We start from the raw sequence: 22343 nt of genomic DNA, 5'->3' as shown, positions 1-22343 counted from the left end.
TTGGTCGCCGTCATCCTCTGATGGCAGGATGCCAAAGTCTGGCTAGGCTTTGGCATAGCTCACTTTTCATTCAGAGGGAAATGCCATGGGTATCATTGGAACCATCTTCATCGGTTTGATCGTCGGCCTGCTGGCGCGTTTCCTGAAACCGGGTGACGACAGCATGGGTTGGATCATGACCATCCTGCTGGGTATCGCAGGCTCCCTGGCGGCGACCTACGGTGGTCAGGCGCTGGGTATTTACCAGGCCGGCCAAGGCGCAGGCTTCCTCGGTGCGCTGGTGGGTGCCGTCATACTGCTGGTGATCTACGGCTTGATCAAAAAGAAGTGATTTATCGTCTGGTCTTCTGCGCCACGCAGGCGCAGGGGGCTAGAATATCGGCACTGTTTATTTGCCGAGTCCATTCATGCGCCGTTTTTTGCTGACCGTCCTGTTGCTGGGTTCAAGCCTGGCCCACGCCTCCGAGCTTGCGGAAACCGACTGGCTGGAACTGATGCCCAAGTCGGACCAGAAAGCTCTCGAACAAATGCCCGAAATCGAGCACAACTCCCCGGAAGCCCTGGGCACCTTTACCGATAAAGGTGGCTTGAAGCAAAGCCAAGGCCTGCCGGCGGTGATGTATTCGACCAAGACCGTGGCCGCGATGAACGGCAAGCATATTCGTCTTGGCGGTTATCCCGTGCCGTTGGAAACCGACGCCAAGGGTCGCAGCACGCTGTTTTTCCTGGTGCCGTATCCGGGCGCCTGCATCCATGTGCCGCCACCACCGCCCAACCAGTTGGTGCTGGTGCGTTATCCCGAAGGCTTGAAGCTGGACGACATCTACACGCCGCTGTGGGTGACGGGTACGCTGAAAGTGGAAAAGGTCAACAACGACCTGGCGGACGCGGCCTATGCACTGGACGCGGGGAAGGTGCGGGTGGTGCAGGAATCCGATCTCTAACTCCCGACACAAAACCACTGTGGGAGCGGGCTTGCTCGCGATTGTGGTGTATCAGACACGCATAAGGTGACTGACACGCCGTCATCGCGAGCAAGCCCCCACATTTTTGATTGGGTTTACAGGGCGATATTGGCGATGCTCACGCCCATGGTGTGGCTTTCACCCGGCGCCAGCGTCACTGCATCATCCAGCACATTGGCCGTCTCGATGCACAGCATGCCCTGCCAGCCATCGTCGGCCATGTCATCGAAGGCCTTGGCGCGTTCGGTCCAGGGGTTCCAGATCACGGTCGATTGCGAACCTTCGCTGGTGAGCTGGATGCGGCGCTGCCAGTCTTCGTCGACAATGTTCAACTGTGCCGGGGTGTCGAGGTAGATGCGGTCGGTCTCGCCGGTAAAGTGCAGAAGGCCGGATTGTCGCTTGGTCACCCAACCGTCGGCGGTATCGATGTAGTCCAGTTCATCCAGGCCTTCTACCTGCACGTTGCGCACATCGCTGACGGCGAAGTAGCTGTGCAGGGCCTGGCTGATGGTCGCGGTGTCGGTGCCACGGTTGTGGCTGGTCAGGCGGATATGTAATTGATCGTCGAGCAGCAGGCTCATCTTCAGATCGACCTGATGGGGCCAGCCAGGGAAACCGCCAGCAGGCGCCGGCAGTACTAACTCCACCCGGTTGTCTTCGACGCTGGCCAATGTCCAGATGGCCGTGCGTGCGAACCCATGGGCGCCTGCCGGCTGGTCACTCTGGCGCATTGCCTTGACGCTTTGCGGGTTGCGGTCAAACACGCCAAACCACGGCCAGCACACCGGTATGCCGGTACGGATGCCTTTGCCAGCCTTGAAGACCGCCTTGTTGTTGGGCCAGATCACCGGCTTTGCGCCGGCAGGCTGGTAACTGAACACGTGGGCGCCCTGTTGGGCCACCAGCACTTCGGCGCCGTTGTGGCGGATGCGCCAGCAGTCCAGCTCATCCTGTTTCAGGGTTTCAACGTGGGGCGTAGGCATACAAGTACTCTCAATGACAGGCAATGGGGCAATGGACCGCCAAACCGCCGCGAGGTTTAACGTGCCCGCGACGGAACCGAACGCGTGCGGCCGCTGCCATCGATGGCGACGAACACAAACACTGCCTCGGTGACCTTGCGCCATTCGCTGGACAGCGGGTCATCGCTCCACACTTCGACCATCATCTGGATCGAGCTGCGGCCAATCTCCAGGGCCTGGGTATAAAAGGACAACTGCGCGCCGACCGCCACTGGCACCAGGAAGGCCATGCGATCAATCGCGACAGTCGCCACGCGCCCGCCTGCGACCTTGCTGGCCATCGCCGTGCCGGCGAGGTCCATCTGCGCGACCAGCCAGCCGCCGAAGATATCGCCAAAACCGTTGGTTTCACGCGGGAGTGCGGTGATTTGCAGGGCGAGATCGCCTTGCGGGATAGGATCTTCTTGTTCGAGTTCGATCATACCGGGGGTGCCTCTGACCCGTGACTCTTGGAATATGCAATCGGTGAATAGCCGTCTTGGAAAAACGATTCAGCCCCGAACATACTACGTTCGTCACGTTTTTCGAAAGGCGCCTTAAGGGAAACTCTGCGAAATCGGCTGACAGTGGCCAACAACGTTTTCGCACAGCAACCTCTGATAGCAGATGCAGGGTTGGCAGTATATCTATCGGTAGACCCTACGACGACCTTCCGGTTCTGATTTTGTCTGTCTATCTGCATATGGGTCCGGGTGGTTGCTGCAGTTGTGTGGTGGTCCCTTGGGAAATGGCCAAAACAGTCATTGAAGTTGAGGGGTTTGACCATTGTGCCTTTTAAACCCGGCCCCCCAGTATTTGCAGGCGTTTTCGGTCCCTATAATAATTCGGCGAGGGAACAGGCGAGGCCCGCAAGATGTTGTGTCTGCGGGTGGGCGCTGACCGCATTCCGAGTGAGACTGTGCTTTTTCGAGCAATTTGCTATCGTGCCGAACCTGCCAGACCACAACCAGCGTTGTTGCGGATTCCTGATCTGACTAATAAGAGAAGCCTTGCCATGACCACAGTGCCCTCAAGCATTGCGCCGCCCGCACGACCGCTGAACCGCAACGACTACAAAACCCTGTCGCTGTCCGCCTTGGGCGGGGCGCTGGAGTTCTACGACTTCATTATCTTTGTATTTTTTGCCACGGTGGTCGGGAAGCTGTTCTTCCCCGCCGACATGCCTGAATGGCTGCGCTTGATGCAGACCTTCGGCATCTTCGCCGCAGGTTATCTGGCGCGCCCCCTGGGCGGGATCATCATGGCTCACTTCGGCGACCTGCTGGGGCGCAAAAAGATGTTCACCTTGAGCATCTTCATGATGGCGGTACCGACCCTGATCATGGGCCTGCTGCCGACCTATGCGCAGATTGGCCTGTGGGCACCGATCCTGTTACTGCTGATGCGCGTTATCCAGGGCGCGGCGATCGGGGGCGAGGTGCCTGGCGCCTGGGTATTTGTCTCTGAACACGTGCCGCCACGGCATATCGGCTACGCCTGCGGCACCCTGACCAGTGGCCTGACCGGCGGGATCCTGCTGGGTTCGCTGGTGGCCACGGCAATCAACACGATCTACACCCCGGAACAGGTGTCGGATTACGCCTGGCGGATCCCGTTCCTGATGGGGGGCATATTTGGCCTGTTTTCGGTGTACTTGCGCCGGTGGCTGCATGAAACGCCGATCTTCGCCGAAATGCAGCAACGCAAGACACTGGCGGCCGAGTTGCCTTTGCGCACGGTATTGCGTGACCACCGCGGCGCCATTGTGCTGTCGATGTTGCTGACCTGGTTGCTGTCTGCCGGCATCGTCGTGGTGATCCTGATGACCCCGACCGTGTTGCAAACGGTCTATCACTTCAGTCCCACTGTTTCATTGCAAGCCAACAGCCTGGCGATCGTCACCCTGAGCCTGGGTTGCATTGCTTCCGGCGCCCTGGCAGACCGCTTCGGTGCAGGACGTGTGCTGGTGACGGGTTGCCTGCTGCTGCTGGCAACTTCATGGACGCTCTACCACAGCCTCGCCAGCCATCCCGAGTGGTTGTTCCCGCTGTACACCCTGACTGGCTTGTTCGTCGGTGTCGTGGGGGTGGTGCCCTACGTGATGGTCAAAGCGTTCCCGCCGGTGGTGCGTTTCAGCGGCTTGTCGTTTTCCTATAACGTTGCCTACGCTGTGTTCGGTGGCCTGACGCCGCTGGTGGTGTCGCTGCTGATGAAGGAAAGCGCAATGGGCCCGGCGTACTACGTGGCCGTGATCTGCATCATGGGCATGTTGGTGGGTGGGTATCTGTGGAAGCGTGGTCGCTGAAAACCGGCGCCAGAGGGTGATCGCTCCTGCGCTTGGTAGCGCAGGAGCGATCGGCTTTTCAGATCCGCAATAATTACAACGTATTTCTGGTCCGCTGCCGCACCAGCCCGCCGGACAACTCCCTTCTGTGATTGCTTCTCTCCCATGCTGGCCTTTCATCTAATTGTCATATTACGGACATAGAGTGTTCACACGGCCTACCGATACTTGGCCCCGATCCAACTATCCCTATTTGCTAGGAGTAAGGCATGAAACTGAAGCGTTTGATGGCGGCCATGACTTTTGTCGCTGCTGGCGTTGCTACTGCTAACGCAGTGGCCGCTGGTGTTGACCCGGCAATTCCGGCCTATGTGAAGACCACGGGCGTGTCGGGCAACTTGTCCAGCGTTGGTTCCGATACCCTGGCGAACTTGATGACCCTGTGGGCCGAGAACTACAAAAAAGAATACCCGAACGTAAACATCCAGATTCAAGCCGCCGGTTCCTCCACCGCGCCGCCTGCACTCACCGAAGGCACCGCCAACCTGGGCCCGATGAGCCGCAAAATGAAGGACAACGAGCTGCAAGCCTTCGAGCAGAAGTATGGCTACAAGCCAACTGCTATCCCGGTTGCCGTGGACGCCCTGGCTGTTTTCGTCCACAAGGACAACCCGATCAAGCACATGACCATGGCTCAGGTCGATGCTGTGTTCTCCTCGACTCGCCTGTGCGGCGCCAAGGCTGATATCAAGACTTGGGGTGACCTGGGCGTGACCGGCGACCTGGCCAACAAGCCGGTCCAATTGTTCGGTCGTAACTCGGTATCCGGCACTTATGGCTACTTCAAGGAAGAAGCCCTGTGCAAAGGTGACTTCAAGCCAAACGTCAACGAACAGCCAGGCTCGGCTTCGGTCGTGCAGTCCATCAGCTCTTCGCTGAACGGCATTGGCTACTCGGGTATCGGCTACAAGACCGCCAGCGTGAAAACCGTGGCCCTGGCCAAGAAAGAGGGTGGCGAGTACGTCGAAGACACCGAAGAAAACACCCTGAACGGCAAATACCCGCTGTCGCGTTTCCTCTACGTGTACATCAACAAAGCTCCGAACAAGCCTCTGGCCCCGCTGGAAGCCGAATTCGTGAAGCTGGTCCTGTCCAAACAAGGCCAGGATGTTGTAGTCAAAGACGGCTACATCCCGCTGCCAGCCAAAGTTGCCGCCAAGGCACTGGCTGACCTGGGTCTGAAAGAAGGCAACTAAGCCTGCACTACCTGGTGTAGATGCGGGTCCTGTGGGAGCGGGCTTGCTCGCGATAGAAACGACGCGGTGCATCTGTTGCACCGCAGCCGGCATCGCGAGCAAACCGCTCCCACAACAAGCCTGCCTACACCCTAATTTTTCGATCCGCTGCCCGGCCCTGCTGCGCGGCGGATTTCTTGCGTCACTGCACTGTCATCTTTCTGTCATACAGGATCGCTAGGGTGTGCGCATGAATGATCTGGCCAATTCCACCATGACGACGACTTCTCCCCCCAAGCGCATTGACTTCAATACGCCTGAGCTGCAACGCAAGCGCCGCATCCGCGCGCTCAAGGATCGCCTGACCCGTTGGTACGTTCTGGTCGGCGGTCTCGCTGTGCTGGGCGCTATCACCCTGATTTTCTTCTTCCTGGCCTACGTGGTTGCGCCGCTGTTCCAGGGCGCCAGCCTGACCAAGGATGAGGCTTTGGCTCCCGCCTGGATGCAGGATGCCGGCAAACCGCTGTTGATCTCCCTGGAAGAACAGAACCAGGTCGCCATGCGGGTTTCCGACAAGGGCCAGGCATTGTTCTTCGCTGTCGACACCGGTGCTGAACTCAAGCGCGTCGACCTGGCGATCCCGGATGGTGCCAGCGTGGTTTCCATCGGCAAGGACCAGCCGGGCAGCCCGTTGGTAGTCCTCGGCCTGTCCAATGGCCAGTCGCTGGTGTTCCGTCACACCTATAAAGTGACGTACCCGGACGGCAAGAAGACCATCTCGCCGGAGATCGAATACCCTTACGGCGAAGCGCCAATAGTGCTCGACGAAGCCGGCCGGCCGCTGGAGCACGTTGCCCTCAATGCGACCGACACCTCGTTGATCGTTGCAGGCTCCTCGGGCTCGCACTTGAACGTGCTTTCGGTGAGCCGCGAAGAAAACATGATGACCGGTGAAGTCGTCAGCGAGCAGAAGCGCATCGAACTGCCGCAAATGACCGAACCGGTGAAAGCGATTTTCGTCGATCCGCGCCAGCAATGGTTGTATGTGATCAACGGTCGCGCCTTGGCGGACGTGTTCAGCTTGCGCGATAACAGCCTTAATGGTCGTTACAAACTGTTGGAAGACGCCGACGTCGAAGTCACGGCCAGTACTCAACTGGTCGGTGGTATTTCGCTGATCGTCGGTAACTCCAAAGGTGGCCTGGCCCAGTGGTTCATGGCTCGTGACCCGGATGGCGAACAGCACTTCAAGCAGATCCGCACCTTCCAGATGGGCACCACGCCTATTGTTGAAATCACTGCTGAAGAGCGCCGCAAGGGTTTTACCGCCCTCGATGCGTCCGGCAAGTTCGGTGTGTTCCACAGCACCGCGCACCGCACCTTGCTGGTGGACCCGGTCGTTGAAGGGCAGGGCGTTTTCGGCCTGTCGCCACGGGCCAACCGTGTGATCGTCGAGGCCGGCGGCAAGCTGCAACCGTTGCAGTTGGACAACCCGCACCCGGAAGTATCCTGGAGCGCGCTGTGGAGCAAGGTCTGGTACGAGAACTACGACGAGCCTAAATACGTGTGGCAATCGACCGCCGCCAACAGCGACTTCGAACCCAAGATGAGCCTTGCGCCACTGACCTTCGGTACGCTCAAGGCCGCGTTCTACGCCATGCTGCTGGCCGCTCCGCTGGCGATTGCAGCTGCTATCTATACCGCCTACTTCATGGCCCCGAGCCTGCGCCGCAAGGTCAAGCCGGTGATCGAGCTGATGGAAGCGATGCCGACGGTGATCCTCGGCTTCTTCGCCGGTCTGTTCCTGGCGCCGTATGTCGAAGGGCATTTGCCGGGGATTTTCAGCCTGTTGATGCTGCTGCCAATAGGCATCCTGCTGGCCGGCTTCATCTTCAGTCGCCTGCCTGAATCGATCCGCCTGCGGGTACCGGATGGTTGGGAAAGCGCGATGTTGATCCCGGTGATCCTGTTTGTGGGCTGGCTCTCGCTGTACATGAGCCCGTACCTGGAAACCTGGTTCTTCGGCGGCGACATGCGCATGTGGATCTCCCACGACCTGGGGATTACCTATGACCAGCGCAACGCCTTGGTAGTGGGCCTGGCCATGGGCTTTGCGGTGATCCCGAACATCTACTCCATTGCCGAAGACGCCGTGTTCAGCGTGCCCCGTGGTCTGACCCTGGGTTCGCTGGCGTTGGGTGCCACGCCATGGCAGACCATGACGCGCGTGGTGCTGCTGACCGCCAGCCCGGGTATTTTCTCGGCGCTGATGATCGGCATGGGCCGTGCAGTGGGCGAAACCATGATCGTGCTGATGGCTACCGGCAACACCCCGGTCATGGAAATGAACCTGTTCGAAGGCCTGCGCACGCTGGCTGCCAACGTTGCGGTGGAAATGCCCGAATCGGAGGTTGGCGGTAGCCACTACCGCGTGCTGTTCCTCTCGGCGCTGGTGCTGCTGCTGTTCACCTTTGTCATGAACACCCTCGCGGAACTGATTCGTCAGCGTCTGCGCAAGAAATACTCGTCGCTTTAAGAAAGGTAGAAGTCTGTGAAACAGAACTCCCTGAATGGATGGTTCAAGAGCGGCGCCCCCGGCGTCTGGATCAGCGGTGGCGCGGTGTCCATCGCGGTCATCATGACCATTGGTTTGCTGGCTGTGATCGCTGTACGTGGCCTGGGCCATTTCTGGCCGGCCGACCTGATCCAGGCCAACTACAACGTGCCGGGCCAGGCCAACCACATCGTCATCGGCGAAGTGGTGCAAAAAGAACAAGTGCCTCGCGAGCGCCTGAAAAGCGCCGGTTTGCCAGTGCCGGACGAAGGTCCGGAATTCATGACCCGCGAGCTGATAAAGGTCGGCAACCGGGACTTGAATGGCAACGATTTCACCTGGATCGTCGGCGAGTGGTTGATCAACCAGACCAAGCCGGCCGAGTTGATGGCCATCGAGCGTCGTGAATGGGGCAACTTCTACGGCACCCTGGTCAACGTCAAGCAAGATGGCAAGGTGATCGCCGAAGGCGAGGCTGCCTGGCCACAGTTGCAGGCGCGGGTTGAGCGGGTCAACAAACTGGCCGCGGAACTCAAGACCCTTGAGAAGTCTGACATCGGAGCGATCAACGCCGGTCTGGAGCGCATCCGCCTGCACGGTCGCAAACTGGAGCTCAGTGGTAAGCTCGACGCTGCCGCCCAGGCTGACATGGACGCTGACCGCGCTGAGCTGGATGCTCGTTACAAGGGGGTCGAAGCGCGCCTGACTGACCTGCATGCTCAGTTCAACCGCGACAGCCTCACCGCCCGTGATGCCAACGGCAAAGAAATTGAAATCAGTATCGGCCATGTGGTCCACGCGTTTCAGCCCAACGCCATGGGCGTGATGACCAAGATCGGCTTCTACATCAGCAAGGTCTGGGAGTTCTTGAGCGACGACCCACGGGAAGCCAATACCGAAGGCGGGATTTTCCCGGCGATCTTCGGCACGGTGATGATGACCCTGATCATGGCGATGATCGTGACCCCGTTCGGCGTGCTGGCGGCGGTTTACCTGCGTGAATATGCCAAGCAAAACACCCTGACGCGGATCATCCGCATCGCGGTGAACAACCTGGCGGGCGTACCGGCGATTGTCTACGGTGTATTTGGCCTGGGCTTCTTCGTCTACGTGCTGGGTGGTTCGGTAGACCGCCTGTTCTTCCCCGAAGCGCTGCCGGCCCCGACTTTCGGTACACCGGGCTTGCTGTGGGCATCGTTGACCCTGGCGCTGCTGGCGGTGCCGGTGGTGATCGTGGCCACTGAAGAAGGCCTGGCGAGGATTCCTCGCACCGTACGCGAAGGCTCCCTGGCGTTGGGCGCGACCAAGGCGGAAACGCTGTGGAAAATCGTCCTGCCAATGGCCAGTCCGGCGATGATGACCGGCATGATTCTCGCTGTGGCCCGAGCCGCTGGCGAAGTGGCGCCGCTGATGTTGGTGGGTGTGGTGAAGCTCGCGCCGTCGTTGCCGCTGGATGGCAACTATCCGTACCTGCACCTTGACCAGAAAATCATGCACTTGGGTTTCCATATCTACGACGTCGGGTTCCAGAGCCCCAACGTTGAAGCAGCACGCCCACTGGTGTACGCGACCGCGTTCCTGCTGGTACTGGTGATCGCCACGCTGAACCTGTCAGCGGTATGGATTCGTAACCATCTGCGCGAAAAATACAAGGCGCTGGATAGCTAAAGCTAAGCCACAAGCGGCAAGCTTAAAGCTACAAGCCGCTTTTGCTCAAATCTTGCAGCGTGCAGCTAACAGCTGGCAGCTACGAACGGAGTGAGACCATGCAACAAGAAAACCATTCCCACGGCATTAACATGTCAGCCCTGGGTCGCAACAAGCAGAGCCTGAGCCTGGCCCAGGAAACCGTCGCCATTGAAGTCCCGGGCCTGAGCCTGTACTACGGCGACAAGCAGGCACTGTTCGATGTCAGCATGAACATCCCCAAGCAGCGCGTGACCGCCTTCATCGGCCCGTCCGGCTGCGGCAAGTCCACGCTGCTGCGCACCTTCAACCGCATGAACGATCTGGTGGATGGCTGCCGCGTGGAAGGTGCGATCAACCTTTACGGCACCAACATCTACCGCAAGGGCGAGGATGTGGCCGAGCTGCGTCGCCGGGTCGGCATGGTATTTCAGAAGCCCAATCCGTTTCCCAAGACCATTTATGAAAACGTGGTGTATGGCCTGCGTATCCAGGGCATCAACAAGAAGCGCATCCTTGATGAAGCCGTAGAGTGGGCGCTCAAGGGCGCGGCGCTGTGGGATGAGGTCAAGGACCGTCTGCACGAATCGGCCCTGGGCCTGTCCGGTGGCCAGCAGCAACGTCTGGTCATCGCGCGGACGATCGCCGTGGAACCGGAAGTCCTGTTGCTCGACGAACCTTGCTCGGCACTCGACCCGATATCGACCCTGAAAGTCGAAGAGTTGATCTATGAACTCAAGTCCAAGTTCACCATCGTCATCGTGACCCACAACATGCAACAGGCGGCTCGGGTATCGGACTACACCGCGTTCATGTACATGGGCAAACTGGTGGAGTTCGGCGATACCGACACGCTGTTCACCAACCCGGCGAAGAAACAGACCGAGGACTACATTACCGGCCGTTACGGCTAGTGGTCGCTGCTGCAAGCCGCAAGTTCCAGGCGGCAGGTGAAGCAATTTGATCAACGACACACATCAGCTTGCAGCTTGTAGCTTGCGGCTTACAGCTTTTGCGGAGCAAACGCATGATTAGCAAAGAAGGCCTTACCCACCACATTTCCGCGCAATTCAACGCCGAGCTCGAGGAAGTGCGCAGCCACCTCCTGGCCATGGGCGGGCTGGTAGAAAAGCAAGTCAACGACGCGGTCACTGCGCTGATCGAGGCCGACTCGGGTCTGGCCCAGCAAGTGCGCGAAATTGATGACCAGATCAACCAGATGGAACGTAACATCGACGAGGAATGCCTGCGCATTCTGGCCCGTCGTCAGCCAGCGGCGTCCGACCTGCGTTTGATCATCAGCATCTCCAAGTCGGTGATCGACCTGGAGCGGATCGGTGACGAAGCCACCAAGATCGCCCGTCGTGCCATTCAACTGAGTGAAGAGGGTGAAGCGCCGCGCGGTTATGTCGAAGTGCGCCACATCGGTGACCAGGTGCGCAATATGGTCCGCGATGCCCTGGATGCCTTTGCCCGCTTCGACGCCGAGCTGGCGTTGTCGGTGGCGCAGTACGACAAGATCATCGACCGCGAATACAAGACCGCCTTGCGCGAACTGGCGACCTACATGATGGAAGACCCGCGTTCTATCTCGCGGGTGTTGAACATCATCTGGGTGCTGCGTTCCCTGGAGCGTATTGGCGACCACGCGCGCAATATCTCGGAGCTGGTGATTTATCTGGTGCGTGGCACCGACGTGCGGCACATGGGCCTCAAGCGCATGAAAGCCGAAGTTGAAGGCACGGTAGACCTGATTCCTAATGTTCCGGGCGAATCTGACGATAAGTAAGATTGCCCGAGAAACAAACGCCCGGCCTCTGGTCGGGCGTTTTCGTTTGTGGCGTATGAATTCTGCGCTGCGGATGTGCGTGAAGTCCCGGCGTGGCGGTTGAGTTTTAGCAAAATGCCATCAGTGAAGCGTTATGCTTGCCGGGGGTTTTATAGGATGAACGGTCGATGAGTAAAGTCAGTGTGTTGGTGGTGGATGACGCCTCGTTTATTCGCGACCTGGTGAAGAAGTGCCTGCGCAACTACTTTCCCGGTATCAAGATCGAAGATGCGGTGAACGGTAGAAAGGCTCAGGCCATCCTGATGCGCGAGACTTTTGACGTGGTGTTGTGCGACTGGGAAATGCCCGAGATGTCTGGTTTGGAACTCTTGACGTGGTGCCGTGAACAGCCGCATCTCAAGGCCATGCCCTTTGTCATGGTTACCAGCCGTGGCGACAAGGAAAACGTGGTTCAGGCTATCCAGGCTGGTGTTTCCGGTTACGTCAGCAAGCCCTTCACCAACGAGCAGTTGCTGAACAAGGTCAAGCATGCCCTGAACAAAATCGGCCGCCTCGACGCTTTGCTCGCCAGTGCTCCGACCAAGATGCACGCGGCCTTCGCCAATGACTCCCTCAGCGCCTTGACCGGCGGCAAACCCGAAGCGGTCAAGCCGGTTCCCGTGGCTGCGCCCAGCAAGGGTTTGCTCAATAGCCCACCCGTACAGGCAACAGCCGCGCCGTCTGCGGCGAGCGGTCGCGGCCAAGGGCAGTTGCGTCTGGCCAGTGGCACCCAGCAATGCGTGATCAAGGCCTTGAGCCTCAAGGAAGCGCTGCTGGTGGTACGCCGCAGCGAGGTGTTGCCCCAAGTGCTGGAAAGCGCCGTACTGGACCTTGAGCAAGGCGAGAATGCCGAAACGGCTCGTCTCAACGGCTACCTGCATGCCATCGTCGCCTACGAACCACGGCCCGACAGCGACTGGTTGCAACTGACCTTCCGCTTTATCGACCAGGATGCGCAGAAGCTCGATTACCTTTCGCGGCTGATCGCCCGTGGCACGGCACAGAAGCATTTTGTGCCGGGGGCGTGACTTTCCCCAGGTGACTGTTAATCGACCGGGGCATGAAGATAGATAGCCGCTTCTCGCCGCGACCTGCCGGATCCTACGCATCATTGTCATGATCCCCTGCTAGCCTGCCGCTCAGTCGTTCCCGGCAGGTTTACCTCATGCTTGCACGCTCAATGTTGTTTTGCGCACTGTTCATGGTCACCTCGTCGACCCTGGCCATGACGCTCTACAAATCCACCGATGGCAACGGTGTGGTGTTCTTCAGCGACCGGCCAACCCCTGGGGCCCAGGCGTTTGTATTTCAGGAGCGAAGGGTGCCGCCGCTGAAGCGCCAGGTGCGGGAAATCCCCAAGCCCGGCGAAACGCGGCAAAAACAGACCTATCGTTATCCCTTGCCATGGCGCGGCGGCCCCTTTCGGTTGACCCAGGGCCCAGGCGGTACTTTCAGCCACTCCGATGTAAAAAGCCGCTATGCCATGGACATTGCCATGCCCGAAGGCACGCCAATCATTGCAGCGCGGGGTGGAGTGGTAATGAAAGTCCAGAACAACCAATCCGGGCGCGGCGGTGACCCGTCGGGCAACTTCGTGCGGGTGTTGCACGATGATGGGACCATGAGTGTTTACCTGCACCTCAAGCAAGGTTCGGTCGGCGTCCGGGAAGGGCAGCAGGTGGCGGTTGGCAGTCCGCTGGCGTTATCGGGCAATACGGGCAAAAGCAGCGGGCCGCACCTGCATTTTGTGGTGCAGCGCGATACGGGGGCGGGGTGGGTATCGATTCCGTATGAATTCACGCACCCAGTGCAGGCGTTGCCCAACTTTGCGTTGGGCGCGCCGTGAAGCGTCAGTCGAGCATCAACACCTTGGCCAGGACGATCTTCGGACCTTTCATCTTCTTGATGATGATTCGCAGGCCTTCCACTTCCATGACCTCTTCCTCTTCCGGCACCCGTTTGAGGGTGTCGTAGATCAGCCCGGCGAGGGTTTCGGCTTCGATGTGATCCAGGTCGATACCCAGCAGTCGCTCGATCTTGAACAGTGGTGTGTCGCCGCGTACCAGCAACTTGCCCGGCTGATAAGCGAGGATGCCACGCTCGGCCTTGCGGTGTTCGTCCTGGATATCGCCTACCAGCACTTCAAGAACGTCCTCCATGGTGAGGTAGCCAATGATATTGCCGTCGGCTTCCTCCACCAGGGCGAAGTGCGCGCCGCCCTTGCGAAACTGCTCCAGCAGTTGCGACAGCGGCATGTGCCTGGAGACGCGCTCCAGCGGGCGGGTCAGTTCGGCCAGGTTGAACGACTCGGGAATGTGATCCAGGGCCGCCAGTTCCAGCAACAGGTCCTTGATGTGCAGCAAGCCGACAAACTCGCCGCGCACGGCGTCATATACGGGGTAGCGGCTGAATTTATGGCGGCGGAACAGCGCGAGGATTTCCTTGAGCGGCGCGTTGAAATCCAGCGTCACCAGGTCTTCCCGGGAGTTGGCCCAGTCGACCACTTCCAGCTCGCCCATTTCCACGGCTGATGCCAATACGCGCATGCCCTGGTCGCTCGGGTCCTGGCCACGGCTGGAGTGCAGGATCAGCTTGAGTTCTTCACGACTGTAATGATGCTCGTGATGTGGGCCGGGTTCGCCCTGGCCGGCGATGCGCAGGATCGCATTGGCGCTGGCGTTGAGCAGGTAGATCGCCGGGTACATGGCCCAGTAGAACAGGTACAAGGGCACGGCGGTCCACAGCGACAGCAGCTCGGGCTTGCGAATCGCCCAGGACTTGGGCGCCAGTTCACCGACCACAATGTGCAGGTAGGAAATCACGAAGAACGCCGCAAAGAACGACACGCCCTTGATCACTTCGGGTGATTCGACGCCCATGGCGCCCAGCAACGGCTCCAGGATATGCGCGAAGGCCGGTTCGCCGACCCAGCCCAGGCCCAGGGAGGCGAGGGTGATACCCAACTGGCAGGCCGACAGGTAAGCATCGAGCTGGCTGTGTACGGTGCGCAGGATCTGCCCACGCCAGCCGTTGGTGTGGGCAATGGCCTCGACCCGGGTGGAGCGCAGTTTGACCATGGCAAATTCTGCCGCAACGAAGAAACCGTTGAGCAGTACCAGGACCAGTGCAAATAAAATCATGCCGAAATCGGCGAAGAGTGTCGCGAGGGTGATACCAGGGGAAGGGTCCATGATGGGGTTTTGCGGGTTCCGTGTGTTCAAAAAGGGTGGCAGGTGTGCCCGACCAGCAGGCGCAAGTCAGGCAATGTAGCGGCTGAAAGGGCGCTTGACTAGTAGCGGCTGCCGGGCGGGGAGCTACTCGTCTTGAGTGACTGCCCGCGAATGACTCACCTGCGTCGGTGCGAAATGACAAGTAAAGGTGCTGCCCTGTCCCGGCACACTGCTGATATCCAGGCGCGCGCGATGTCGCAGCAGCACATGCTTGACGATCGCCAGGCCCAGACCGGTGCCGCCGGTGTTGGAGTTGCGGCTGGAGTCTACCCGGTAAAAGCGTTCGGTCAGGCGCGGCAAGTGTTTGGCGTCGATGCCGATCCCGGAATCCTGCACGCTCAGGTGTGCGCCCTGATGATCGGCCCACCAGCGGATGCGGATTGTGCCTTGGTCCTGGGTGTACTTCACGGCGTTGAACACCAGATTGGAAAAAGCGCTGCGCAACTCACCCTCGCTGCCTTTGAGCAGCACGGTCGGGTCGGCTTCCAGGGTGATTTGCTGGCCGCGCTCGCCGGACAGGGCCTGGGCGTCGTTCTTGATGGTCTGCAACAGGCTCTGTACGGCCACCGGATGGTTATCCGAGGGATAGTCGGTCGCCTCCAGCTTGGCCAGCAGCAGCAGGTCATTGAGCAGGGTCTGCATGCGCGAGCCTTGCTGCTGCATCTGCTGCAAGGCACGGTTCCAGCGCGGGTTGACCTCCTCGACGTTATCCAGCAGCGTTTCCAGGTAGCCACAGATCACGGTCAGCGGCGTGCGCAGTTCATGGGACACGTTGGCGACGAAGTCTTTGCGCATCTGTTCCAACTGATGGATGCGGGTCACGTCGCGCACCAGCATCAGGTGTTCATTGTTGCCGTAGCGCGTCAGGTACAACTGGATGCGCACCCGGTCGTTGGTCGGTGAGGGAATCTCCAGCGCTTCTTCGAAGTTGTCCTGCTCGAAGTATTCCTTGAAGCGTGGATGGCGCACCAGGTTGGTGACCGGCTGGCCACTGTCTTGCGGGGTCTTGAGCCCGAGCAAGGTTTCGGCAGCGCGGTTCCACCATTCCAGATTGCCGTCGCTGTCGAGCATGATCACGGCGTCTTTCAACGCGGCGGTGGACTCTTGGACACGATCGATCACCGCCTGCAGGCGCCCGCGCACTCGTTGGTCGCGGCGTTGCAGGTGGTAGATGCTGTCGAACACCTCACCCCACAGGCCGTAGCCGTCAGGTGGTGCTTCATCGGGTTTGTGTTGGCGCAGCCATTCGTGCAGACGCAGCAGTTGCTTGAGGGTCCAGCCCAGGTAGAACCCCAGGCCCAGGGCCAGGCTCCAGCCGTAGTAACCGCTGATCAGGCCCACCAGCAGGCAACCGCTGACCAACAGGAGCATGTGGCGAATCAGGGTGCCGTGCCAGTTTTGGTTCACTAATGCGTCCTTCGGAGCGGTTGCAAGTTTCAAGCTGCAAGCTTCAAGTCAGAGCGAAGCGGTGTCCATCTTGCCGCTTGTATCTTGTGGCTCGCCGCTGCTTCATCAGCCTTTGGTTGAAAAGCGATACCCGGTGCCGCGTACGGTTTGTACCAGGTTCTCGTAGGCATCCCCCAGGGCTTTGCGCAGGCGGCGGATATGTACGTCGACGGTGCGTTCCTCGACGTACACATTGCCGCCCCATACCTGATCCAGCAATTGCCCACGCGTGTAGGCGCGTTCCTGGTGGGTCATGAAGAATTGCAGCAGGCGATATTCAGTGGGGCCCATCTCGGCTGGCGTGCCGTCGATGGTCACGCGGTGGCTGATGGGGTCGAGGATCAGGCCGCCGACTTCGATAGGCGCTTCGCCATCGGTGGGGCCGGCGCGGCGCAGCACGGCCTTGAGGCGCGCGACCAGTTCCCGCGGGGAAAACGGCTTGGTGATGTAGTCGTCGGCGCCGACTTCAAGGCCTTGGATCTTGTTGTCTTCTTCGCCCTTGGCGGTGAGCATGATGATCGGGATGTCCCCGGTCAGTTCGTCACGCTTGAGGCGACGAGCCAGCTCGATGCCTGAAGTACCGGGCAGCATCCAGTCCAGCAGGATCAGATCGGGCTTGCGGTCGACGATAATGGCATGGGCCTGCTGGGAGTTCTCCGCTTCCAGGCAGTCATAGCCGGCCATTTCCAACGCAACGGCGATCATTTCGCGAATGGGCGCTTCGTCGTCAACGATCAGAATGCTCCTGCCAACCATGCTAAGTCCTCTTGTCATTTAACTGTCTTGCGCCGCATTAGATAACGGAATTATTGCAGTCGTGTGACAGTATTTTAGTGGCTTACGCAATTGGCGCAGCCTTGGACTACGCTTTGAGTCCCAATCCTCACAACCAAATAAGGAAGACTGCGATGAATCACGGTACTTTTTCCTGGAAAGCCTTGCTGGTCATGGCGGTGTTGGCGATGCCGACCCTGGCGTTTGCGGCGGAACCGGCAATGACCCAAGACGGGATACTGGTGGACCATAGCGGGATGACTCTCTACACTTTCGACAAGGATGCAGAAGGGAAATCGGCGTGCAAGGATCAATGCGCAACCAACTGGCCGCCGCTCAAAGCCGAGTCCACGGATACCTCAACGGGCAAGTGGACCGTCATCACCCGTGACGACCAGACGAGCCAATGGGCGTATGACGGCAAGCCGGTATACACCTACAAAGACGACAAGAAGGCCGGCGACAAGGCTGGAGATGGCAAGGGTGGCGCGTGGCACATCATCAAGCCTTGATTCGTAGCAGATGTCGGGCCTCGCCGAGGCTCGGCAGCTGCTATGCAGGATCACGCTCAGATATGGATATTTACCTCACCGAAACGCGTAATCCGCCACAATCCCGACAAAAATCGCCAGTCCCGCCCAATGGTTGTGCAGGAATGCCTTGAAGCACTTCATCCGGTCCTTGTCCCGGGTGTACCAGAATTCCCAGGCGAAACATCCGGCTGCTGCCAGCAGTCCGAGGTGAAACCAACCGCCCAAATCAAAGCGCGACCCCGCCAGCAGCAGGCAGGCCAATGCCAACCCCTGCAAGGTCAGGATAATTATCCGGTCGGCATCGCCGAACAGGATCGCGGTGGATTTCACCCCGATTTTCAGATCGTCGTCGCGGTCTGTCATTGCGTAATACGTGTCGTAACCCACGGTCCACAACAGGTTTGCGATGTACAGCAACCACGCAGCGGCGGGCAGGCTGCCGGTCTCGGCGGTAAAGGCCATCGGCATGCCCCAGGAGAACGCTGCACCCAGCACTACTTGAGGGTAGTAGGTGTAGCGCTTCATGAACGGGTAGCTGGCAGCCAGTGCCAGGCCACCCAATGACAGCCAGATCGTCGTCGCATTGGTCATCAACACCAGCAGGAAACTGACGAGCATCAGCACGGCGAAAAACACCAGCGCCTCCTTGGAGCTGATCTTGCCGCTGACCAGCGGTCGCTGCTCCGTGCGCTTCACATGGCCGTCGACCTTGCGGTCGGCCCAGTCATTGATCACGCAGCCGCCCGCGCGGGTCAGCACCACGCCAAGCACGAAGATCAGGATGTTGCCCAGCGAAGGCGAGCCCTCGCCAGCAATCCACAGTGCCCACAGGGTGGGCCACAGCAGCAGGTAGATGCCGATTGGCTTGTCCATGCGCGTCAGTTGGATAAAGTCCCAGGCTCTAGGGTTCACGCGATTCATGGACTTGAGCAGGCGCTGGTACATCAGCAATTCTCCGGATGTTCGTTCACGGCGCGCCACAGGCTTGGCAGGAAGACTTCCGCCACCAACACGCTCAATGGCCCGCGATCAAAGCGTGAGCGACGAGCCCATAAACCGTCGACCTGATCTGCTTCGGGTAGCCACGCGTGTGGATAACGGCACACTTCGATGGCTTGGCGGGTAAATGCCTGGTCACAAAACAACAGCTCACCCAATGAGCGGCTGCCCAATGCATCCATCTGTAAGCCGTCGCCCTGCAATGCACTGCGGGCTGCCACGCTTCGCGCAAACACCCAGGGCTCTCCATGACCGCGCAGATATACCTCGCGTACCCAGCCCATGCTCCCGGGCGGCAGTTCGAGGGCAGCGCATTCATCGTCGCGCAACGGATGCCAGCCTTCGAACAACGGAGTGACGCTGAAGCCATCGTCGGACAAGCGCGTCAGGCGTCGAGTCAGCGAGTCTTCATCGAACAACCAGCCGAGGGTCGACGGGGCGGGTGAAGGGTTCAGAAGGCTCTGGGTCAGCCATCGGCAAGCATCGGGAACGGCAATTGAGTGCGGCACAGAGAGTCATTATTGGCAGTCAATGAGGTCGCGAGCTTACCATGGCAACCTGGATTTTTGCCGGTGTAGGCGGTAACCGTGGGTCGAACGTGCTTGCATCTGGACGCCCCGATCAGTACAAAACGCCCTGAGCCGGACGGCAACGCTGGATCTATCGACTGTCGGCCAGTAAGCCTGGACCCTGAGGAAGCAAGTGATGAAGAAGTGGCAATGTGTAGTCTGCGGCCTGATCTACAACGAAGCGGACGGTTGGCCGGATGACGGGATCGCTCCTGGCACCCTGTGGCAGGACGTGCCGGAAGACTGGCTGTGCCCGGACTGCGGCGTCGGCAAGATGGATTTCGAAATGATCGAAATCGGCTGACACTTTGAGCTCCAAGCAAATACAAGAAACGTACTACAAGGAGAAAGGAATGAGCGCACCTGTCGTGATTGTCGGCACCGGACTGGCCGGCTACAACCTGGCGCGGGAGTTTCGCAAGCTCGATAGCGAAACGCCGCTGTTGCTGATCACCGCAGATGACGGACGTTCCTACTCCAAGCCCATGCTCTCCACCGGTTTTGGCAAGAACAAGGATGCCGATGGCCTGAGCATGGCGACCCCTGGCGCCATGGCCGAACAGCTCAACGCTCAAGTGCGTACCCACACGCGTATCAGTGGCATCGATCCGGGCCACAAGCGACTGTGGATCGGCGAGGAAGCGGTAGCCTATCGCGACCTGATTCTGGCCTGGGGCGCAGAAACCGTCCGTGTCCCGGTACAGGGTGATGCTGCTGACCTGATTTTCCCGATCAACGACCTGGAAGACTACGCACGCTTTCGCGCCGCCGCTGCCGGAAAGCGTCGGGTATTGCTGCTGGGCGCTGGCCTGATCGGCTGCGAATTTGCCAACGACCTGATCCTTGGCGGCTATGAAGTCGACTTGGTGGCGCCGTGTGAGCAAGTCATGCCGACCCTGCTGCACCCGGCAGCCGCCGCAGCGGTCCAGGCCGGACTGGAAAGCCTCGGCGCGCGCTTCCACCTGGGGCCGGTGCTCAACCGTCTGCAACGTACTGTTGACGGCCTTGAGGCTCACCTGTCTGACGGCGAAGTGATCCCGTGCGACCTGGTGGTCTCGGCCATCGGCTTGCGCCCTCGCGTGGACCTGGCTGCTGCAGCCGGCTTGCAGATCAACCGTGGGATCGTGGTCGACCGTCATCTCAAGACCTCCCATGCCAATATCTACGCCCTGGGTGATTGTGCCGAGGTCGATGGCCTGAACCTGCTGTACGTGATGCCGCTGATGAGTTGCGCCCGCGCCCTGGCCCAGACCCTGGCGGGCAACGCTACGGCGGTCAATTACGGGCCGATGCCGGTGACTGTAAAAACGCCGGTATGCCCGTTGGTGGTCTCGTCACCGCCGCGGGGTAGCGAGGGTGTGTGGAGCGTCGAAGGACAGGGCGCTGACGTCAAGGCCTTGTGCCGCGATACCAGTGGGCGCCTGCTGGGTTATGCGCTGACCGGCACAGCGGTCATGGAAAAACTGGCCTTGAACAAAGAGCTTCCGCCACTGCTGGCGTAAATGCCGGTCGTTCTGTCGGATTAAGCACTCTCTTGAGCATAGAAAGGTCGCCACGAGACTGGCGCAGGCACCGATGGCATGCCATCCTCACTCCCGTCTGCCGCAGAGTAGAGCCTGCGGCGCCTTGGGCGCTGCTTCAGTAGAGAGCAGCACGGACATAACAACAAAAAACCGTCAAAGAGGCTTCACTTATGCGTAAACCAGAACTCGCAGCCGCCATCGCTGAAAAAGCGGACCTGACCAAAGAGCAGGCCAATCGCGTCCTCAATGCTGTTCTCGAAGAAATCACTGGCGCCCTGCATCGCAAGGACAGCGTCACCCTGGTGGGCTTCGGCACCTTCCTGCAGCGCCATCGCGGCGCCCGCACCGGCAAAAACCCGCAGACCGGCGAGCCGGTGAAAATCAAGGCGAGCAATACCGTGGCGTTCAAACCAGGTAAGTCCTTGAAAGACAGCGTTAATCCTTAAGTAAAACTTCAAGCTCCATGCATACCGCGCACGCGAATAGAAAAATGGACACGCCGACAGGGTCGGGTGTCCATTTTTTGTTCAGCGCAGCGTAAAGCGACATTCAGTTGGACCATTGACGTTTATTTTACCGGAGGATCAAGCTCCGTCATGTCGAATGTGCCGCAAGTTAAAGAGATTTTACTCGTTTCAAAGTGCAGTTTACCGCTGAACGTTTGCGCTTCCTCATCAAAGGTGAACTCAATCTCGCCTGAGTCTCCGCTATATGACTCACCGTACAGAAACATAGCGTAGCATGAACCGGGAAGTTCAGAGTTATTTATAGGCAAGCGAATTTTTTTACCGAGCAAATCGCTTTTATGGATATAGAACCAGATACTTGAAAAATTGTGGTCTAGCTCTGCGATAGTTTCTAGATATTCTCCATTGAATCTCATTCTTAGATTTATAGTCGACTCGAACTCCGTAGGGTCCGGAAATGGCTTCAGGCTAATACTGATTTTCAGCTTGCCGTAGGTAGCCGTTTTATCCCTGCGGACAATGTCAGCAGGTTAGCTTTTCCCATGATAAATTCCTCTTTGATCGGTGCTGAGTTAATCGAGGGTGTTCCGCTAAGAGCGGTTTTCATAGGGAATTTAAATCCATGTTTATCTCATAAACAACTGTCATAATTAACAGTTTTAAATAGTTTTTTGGAATTAGATTCGACTGCGACAGCAAGAATAAGATGTGCGAGTTTTCGGTGAGATCTTGGATTTTAAATATGACTCAGTAGTCACTAGTTCCAAACTGCCATGAGCAGTATTGCTACGATCAAGCTATGTTGGTGTTCTGGAGCGGAATCGCTAAACTGCGCCAGCTTTCCTTCTTACGAGGTTGTGGGTTTATGAAATTTCGTCTTCTCTTGTGGGTGCTTGGCCTGATGATGGGCAAAGCCAGCCGCTCCAATCCGGCTTTCCAGCAACAACTGGGTGACAAGGACCTGGCGTTTCAACTGCAAACCCTCGACGGCAAGGTTGCCCGTCACTTCATCGTCAAGGATCAGCGCATCACCAGCCGCTCGGGTATTCACCCGCAGCCTGCGTTTGCCATTGCTTTTAAAGATGCCGCCTATGGCTTTGCCACGATGCAGGCGAAGAACAAACAACTGGCGTTCATGACGGGCATTCAGGACAAGTCGATCCAGATCAAGGGCAATCCGGCCCTGGTAATCTGGTTCCAGGGCCTGACCAAGTATCTGAAGCCGAAGAAAAAGCCGAAAGCGTAGAAG

Annotated in this window: 22 protein-coding genes; 15 read left to right on the top strand and 7 right to left on the bottom strand. The window is 58.8% G+C overall.

The window, feature by feature from the left end; all coding sequences use genetic code 11:
* The first annotated feature begins 85 nt into the window (after nt 1–85).
* Both OQ460_RS24450 and OQ460_RS24445 read left to right on the top strand, forming a co-directional pair.
* Nucleotides 86–331, top strand: coding sequence for a GlsB/YeaQ/YmgE family stress response membrane protein (locus OQ460_RS24450; RefSeq protein ID WP_410019822.1), 246 nt, complete (start codon nt 86–88; stop codon nt 329–331).
* A gap of 76 nt (nt 332–407) precedes the next feature.
* On the top strand, nt 408–944 hold the full coding sequence (locus OQ460_RS24445; RefSeq protein ID WP_410019821.1) for a DUF3299 domain-containing protein: 537 nt from the start codon (nt 408–410) through the stop codon (nt 942–944).
* A 116-nt stretch (nt 945–1060) separates the two neighbouring features.
* Here OQ460_RS24445 and OQ460_RS24440 read toward each other — a convergent pair whose 3' ends face one another.
* Nucleotides 1061–1948, bottom strand: coding sequence for a D-hexose-6-phosphate mutarotase (locus OQ460_RS24440; protein ID WP_410019820.1), 888 nt, complete (start codon nt 1946–1948; stop codon nt 1061–1063).
* A gap of 56 nt (nt 1949–2004) precedes the next feature.
* On the bottom strand, nt 2005–2409 hold the full coding sequence (locus OQ460_RS24435) for an acyl-CoA thioesterase (RefSeq protein ID WP_003176975.1): 405 nt from the start codon (nt 2407–2409) through the stop codon (nt 2005–2007).
* Between the two features lie 581 nt (nt 2410–2990).
* On the opposite strand from OQ460_RS24435, the gene OQ460_RS24430 reads away from it, so the two are divergent.
* The 8 genes from OQ460_RS24430 (at nt 2991) to OQ460_RS24395 (ending at nt 13399) form a co-directional block, all read left to right on the top strand.
* Nucleotides 2991–4271, top strand: coding sequence for an MFS transporter (locus OQ460_RS24430; RefSeq protein WP_410022097.1), 1281 nt, complete (start codon nt 2991–2993; stop codon nt 4269–4271).
* Between the two features lie 248 nt (nt 4272–4519).
* Nucleotides 4520–5506: a phosphate ABC transporter substrate-binding protein PstS gene (locus tag OQ460_RS24425; RefSeq protein ID WP_410019819.1), complete on the top strand. Its 987-nt coding sequence runs from the start codon at nt 4520–4522 to the stop codon at nt 5504–5506.
* A 481-nt stretch (nt 5507–5987) separates the two neighbouring features.
* Entirely contained in the window at nt 5988–8021 is a 2034-nt protein-coding gene (locus OQ460_RS24420; RefSeq protein ID WP_410022096.1) for an ABC transporter permease subunit, read from the top strand.
* A 15-nt stretch (nt 8022–8036) separates the two neighbouring features.
* Nucleotides 8037–9707, top strand: coding sequence for a phosphate ABC transporter permease PstA (pstA, locus tag OQ460_RS24415; protein ID WP_410019818.1), 1671 nt, complete (start codon nt 8037–8039; stop codon nt 9705–9707).
* A 98-nt stretch (nt 9708–9805) separates the two neighbouring features.
* Nucleotides 9806–10639, top strand: a complete 834-nt coding sequence (pstB, locus tag OQ460_RS24410) for a phosphate ABC transporter ATP-binding protein PstB (protein ID WP_410019817.1) — start codon at nt 9806–9808, stop codon at nt 10637–10639.
* Between the two features lie 113 nt (nt 10640–10752).
* Entirely contained in the window at nt 10753–11514 is a 762-nt protein-coding gene (phoU, locus tag OQ460_RS24405) for a phosphate signaling complex protein PhoU (protein ID WP_410019816.1), read from the top strand.
* A gap of 167 nt (nt 11515–11681) precedes the next feature.
* Nucleotides 11682–12581 carry a response regulator gene (locus OQ460_RS24400; protein WP_410019815.1) on the top strand — a complete coding sequence of 300 codons (900 nt, stop codon included), beginning with the start codon at nt 11682–11684 and terminating at the stop codon, nt 12579–12581.
* Nucleotides 12582–12718: 137 nt separating this feature from the next.
* Nucleotides 12719–13399, top strand: a complete 681-nt coding sequence (locus tag OQ460_RS24395; protein WP_410019814.1) for a peptidoglycan DD-metalloendopeptidase family protein — start codon at nt 12719–12721, stop codon at nt 13397–13399.
* Between the two features lie 4 nt (nt 13400–13403).
* On the opposite strand, the gene OQ460_RS24390 is transcribed toward OQ460_RS24395, so the two are convergent.
* From OQ460_RS24390 to phoB, 3 genes are all read right to left on the bottom strand, one after another.
* Nucleotides 13404–14744: a hemolysin family protein gene (locus OQ460_RS24390; protein WP_410019813.1), complete on the bottom strand. Its 1341-nt coding sequence runs from the start codon at nt 14742–14744 to the stop codon at nt 13404–13406.
* A 123-nt stretch (nt 14745–14867) separates the two neighbouring features.
* On the bottom strand, nt 14868–16154 hold the full coding sequence (gene phoR / locus OQ460_RS24385) for a phosphate regulon sensor histidine kinase PhoR (RefSeq protein ID WP_410022095.1): 1287 nt from the start codon (nt 16152–16154) through the stop codon (nt 14868–14870).
* A gap of 141 nt (nt 16155–16295) precedes the next feature.
* Nucleotides 16296–16985 carry a phosphate regulon transcriptional regulator PhoB gene (gene phoB / locus OQ460_RS24380; protein ID WP_003231714.1) on the bottom strand — a complete coding sequence of 230 codons (690 nt, stop codon included), beginning with the start codon at nt 16983–16985 and terminating at the stop codon, nt 16296–16298.
* Nucleotides 16986–17137: 152 nt separating this feature from the next.
* Between phoB and OQ460_RS24375 the strand changes: the two genes are divergently transcribed.
* Nucleotides 17138–17515, top strand: coding sequence for a hypothetical protein (locus tag OQ460_RS24375; protein ID WP_410019812.1), 378 nt, complete (start codon nt 17138–17140; stop codon nt 17513–17515).
* Nucleotides 17516–17590: 75 nt separating this feature from the next.
* On the opposite strand, the gene ubiA is transcribed toward OQ460_RS24375, so the two are convergent.
* The gene (gene ubiA / locus OQ460_RS24370) at nt 17591–18481 is read right to left on the bottom strand and encodes a 4-hydroxybenzoate octaprenyltransferase (RefSeq protein WP_410019811.1); all 891 of its coding nucleotides are present in this window, start codon (nt 18479–18481) and stop codon (nt 17591–17593) included.
* Nucleotides 18481–19044 carry a chorismate--pyruvate lyase family protein gene (locus OQ460_RS24365; protein WP_410019810.1) on the bottom strand — a complete coding sequence of 188 codons (564 nt, stop codon included), beginning with the start codon at nt 19042–19044 and terminating at the stop codon, nt 18481–18483. Before OQ460_RS24365 ends, ubiA begins: the two co-directional genes overlap by 1 nt.
* A 196-nt stretch (nt 19045–19240) precedes the next feature.
* On the opposite strand from OQ460_RS24365, the gene OQ460_RS24360 reads away from it, so the two are divergent.
* The 4 genes from OQ460_RS24360 to OQ460_RS24345 all read left to right on the top strand — a co-directional run bounded on the left by OQ460_RS24360 (nt 19241) and on the right by OQ460_RS24345 (nt 22340).
* Entirely contained in the window at nt 19241–19408 is a 168-nt protein-coding gene (locus OQ460_RS24360; RefSeq protein ID WP_032856748.1) for a rubredoxin, read from the top strand.
* A gap of 49 nt (nt 19409–19457) precedes the next feature.
* Nucleotides 19458–20606: an NAD(P)/FAD-dependent oxidoreductase gene (locus tag OQ460_RS24355; RefSeq protein ID WP_410019809.1), complete on the top strand. Its 1149-nt coding sequence runs from the start codon at nt 19458–19460 to the stop codon at nt 20604–20606.
* Between the two features lie 191 nt (nt 20607–20797).
* On the top strand, nt 20798–21073 hold the full coding sequence (locus tag OQ460_RS24350) for an HU family DNA-binding protein (protein WP_003213368.1): 276 nt from the start codon (nt 20798–20800) through the stop codon (nt 21071–21073).
* Nucleotides 21074–21959: 886 nt separating this feature from the next.
* Nucleotides 21960–22340 (top strand): helicase, encoded by a 381-nt coding sequence (locus OQ460_RS24345; protein ID WP_410019808.1) that lies wholly within the window; start codon nt 21960–21962, stop codon nt 22338–22340.
* The last annotated feature ends 3 nt before the right edge of the window (nt 22341–22343 follow it).

Source organism: Pseudomonas imrae, from assembly GCF_046352735.2.
Lineage (GTDB): Bacteria > Pseudomonadota > Gammaproteobacteria > Pseudomonadales > Pseudomonadaceae > Aquipseudomonas > Aquipseudomonas imrae.
The sequence above is the reverse complement of the archived record's forward strand: the minus strand, read 5'-3'. Positions and strand labels throughout refer to the sequence as shown.

What these genes read in the sequence shown, in the direction of transcription:
- OQ460_RS24450 (WP_410019822.1), top strand. Translation starts at nt 86, where the DNA reads ATGGGTATCATTGGAACCATCTTCATCGGTTTGATCGTCGGCCTGCTG.
- OQ460_RS24445 (WP_410019821.1), top strand. Translation starts at nt 408, where the DNA reads ATGCGCCGTTTTTTGCTGACCGTCCTGTTGCTGGGTTCAAGCCTGGCC.
- OQ460_RS24440 (WP_410019820.1), bottom strand. Translation starts at nt 1,948, where the DNA reads ATGCCTACGCCCCACGTTGAAACCCTGAAACAGGATGAGCTGGACTGC.
- OQ460_RS24435 (WP_003176975.1), bottom strand. Translation starts at nt 2,409, where the DNA reads ATGATCGAACTCGAACAAGAAGATCCTATCCCGCAAGGCGATCTCGCC.
- OQ460_RS24425 (WP_410019819.1), top strand. Translation starts at nt 4,520, where the DNA reads ATGAAACTGAAGCGTTTGATGGCGGCCATGACTTTTGTCGCTGCTGGC.
- OQ460_RS24420 (WP_410022096.1), top strand. Translation starts at nt 5,988, where the DNA reads ATGCAGGATGCCGGCAAACCGCTGTTGATCTCCCTGGAAGAACAGAAC.
- pstB (WP_410019817.1), top strand. Translation starts at nt 9,806, where the DNA reads ATGCAACAAGAAAACCATTCCCACGGCATTAACATGTCAGCCCTGGGT.
- phoU (WP_410019816.1), top strand. Translation starts at nt 10,753, where the DNA reads ATGATTAGCAAAGAAGGCCTTACCCACCACATTTCCGCGCAATTCAAC.
- OQ460_RS24400 (WP_410019815.1), top strand. Translation starts at nt 11,682, where the DNA reads ATGAGTAAAGTCAGTGTGTTGGTGGTGGATGACGCCTCGTTTATTCGC.
- OQ460_RS24395 (WP_410019814.1), top strand. Translation starts at nt 12,719, where the DNA reads ATGCTTGCACGCTCAATGTTGTTTTGCGCACTGTTCATGGTCACCTCG.
- OQ460_RS24390 (WP_410019813.1), bottom strand. Translation starts at nt 14,744, where the DNA reads ATGGACCCTTCCCCTGGTATCACCCTCGCGACACTCTTCGCCGATTTC.
- phoR (WP_410022095.1), bottom strand. Translation starts at nt 16,154, where the DNA reads ATGCTCCTGTTGGTCAGCGGTTGCCTGCTGGTGGGCCTGATCAGCGGT.
- phoB (WP_003231714.1), bottom strand. Translation starts at nt 16,985, where the DNA reads ATGGTTGGCAGGAGCATTCTGATCGTTGACGACGAAGCGCCCATTCGC.
- OQ460_RS24375 (WP_410019812.1), top strand. Translation starts at nt 17,138, where the DNA reads ATGAATCACGGTACTTTTTCCTGGAAAGCCTTGCTGGTCATGGCGGTG.
- ubiA (WP_410019811.1), bottom strand. Translation starts at nt 18,481, where the DNA reads ATGTACCAGCGCCTGCTCAAGTCCATGAATCGCGTGAACCCTAGAGCC.
- OQ460_RS24360 (WP_032856748.1), top strand. Translation starts at nt 19,241, where the DNA reads ATGAAGAAGTGGCAATGTGTAGTCTGCGGCCTGATCTACAACGAAGCG.
- OQ460_RS24355 (WP_410019809.1), top strand. Translation starts at nt 19,458, where the DNA reads ATGAGCGCACCTGTCGTGATTGTCGGCACCGGACTGGCCGGCTACAAC.
- OQ460_RS24350 (WP_003213368.1), top strand. Translation starts at nt 20,798, where the DNA reads ATGCGTAAACCAGAACTCGCAGCCGCCATCGCTGAAAAAGCGGACCTG.
- OQ460_RS24345 (WP_410019808.1), top strand. Translation starts at nt 21,960, where the DNA reads ATGAAATTTCGTCTTCTCTTGTGGGTGCTTGGCCTGATGATGGGCAAA.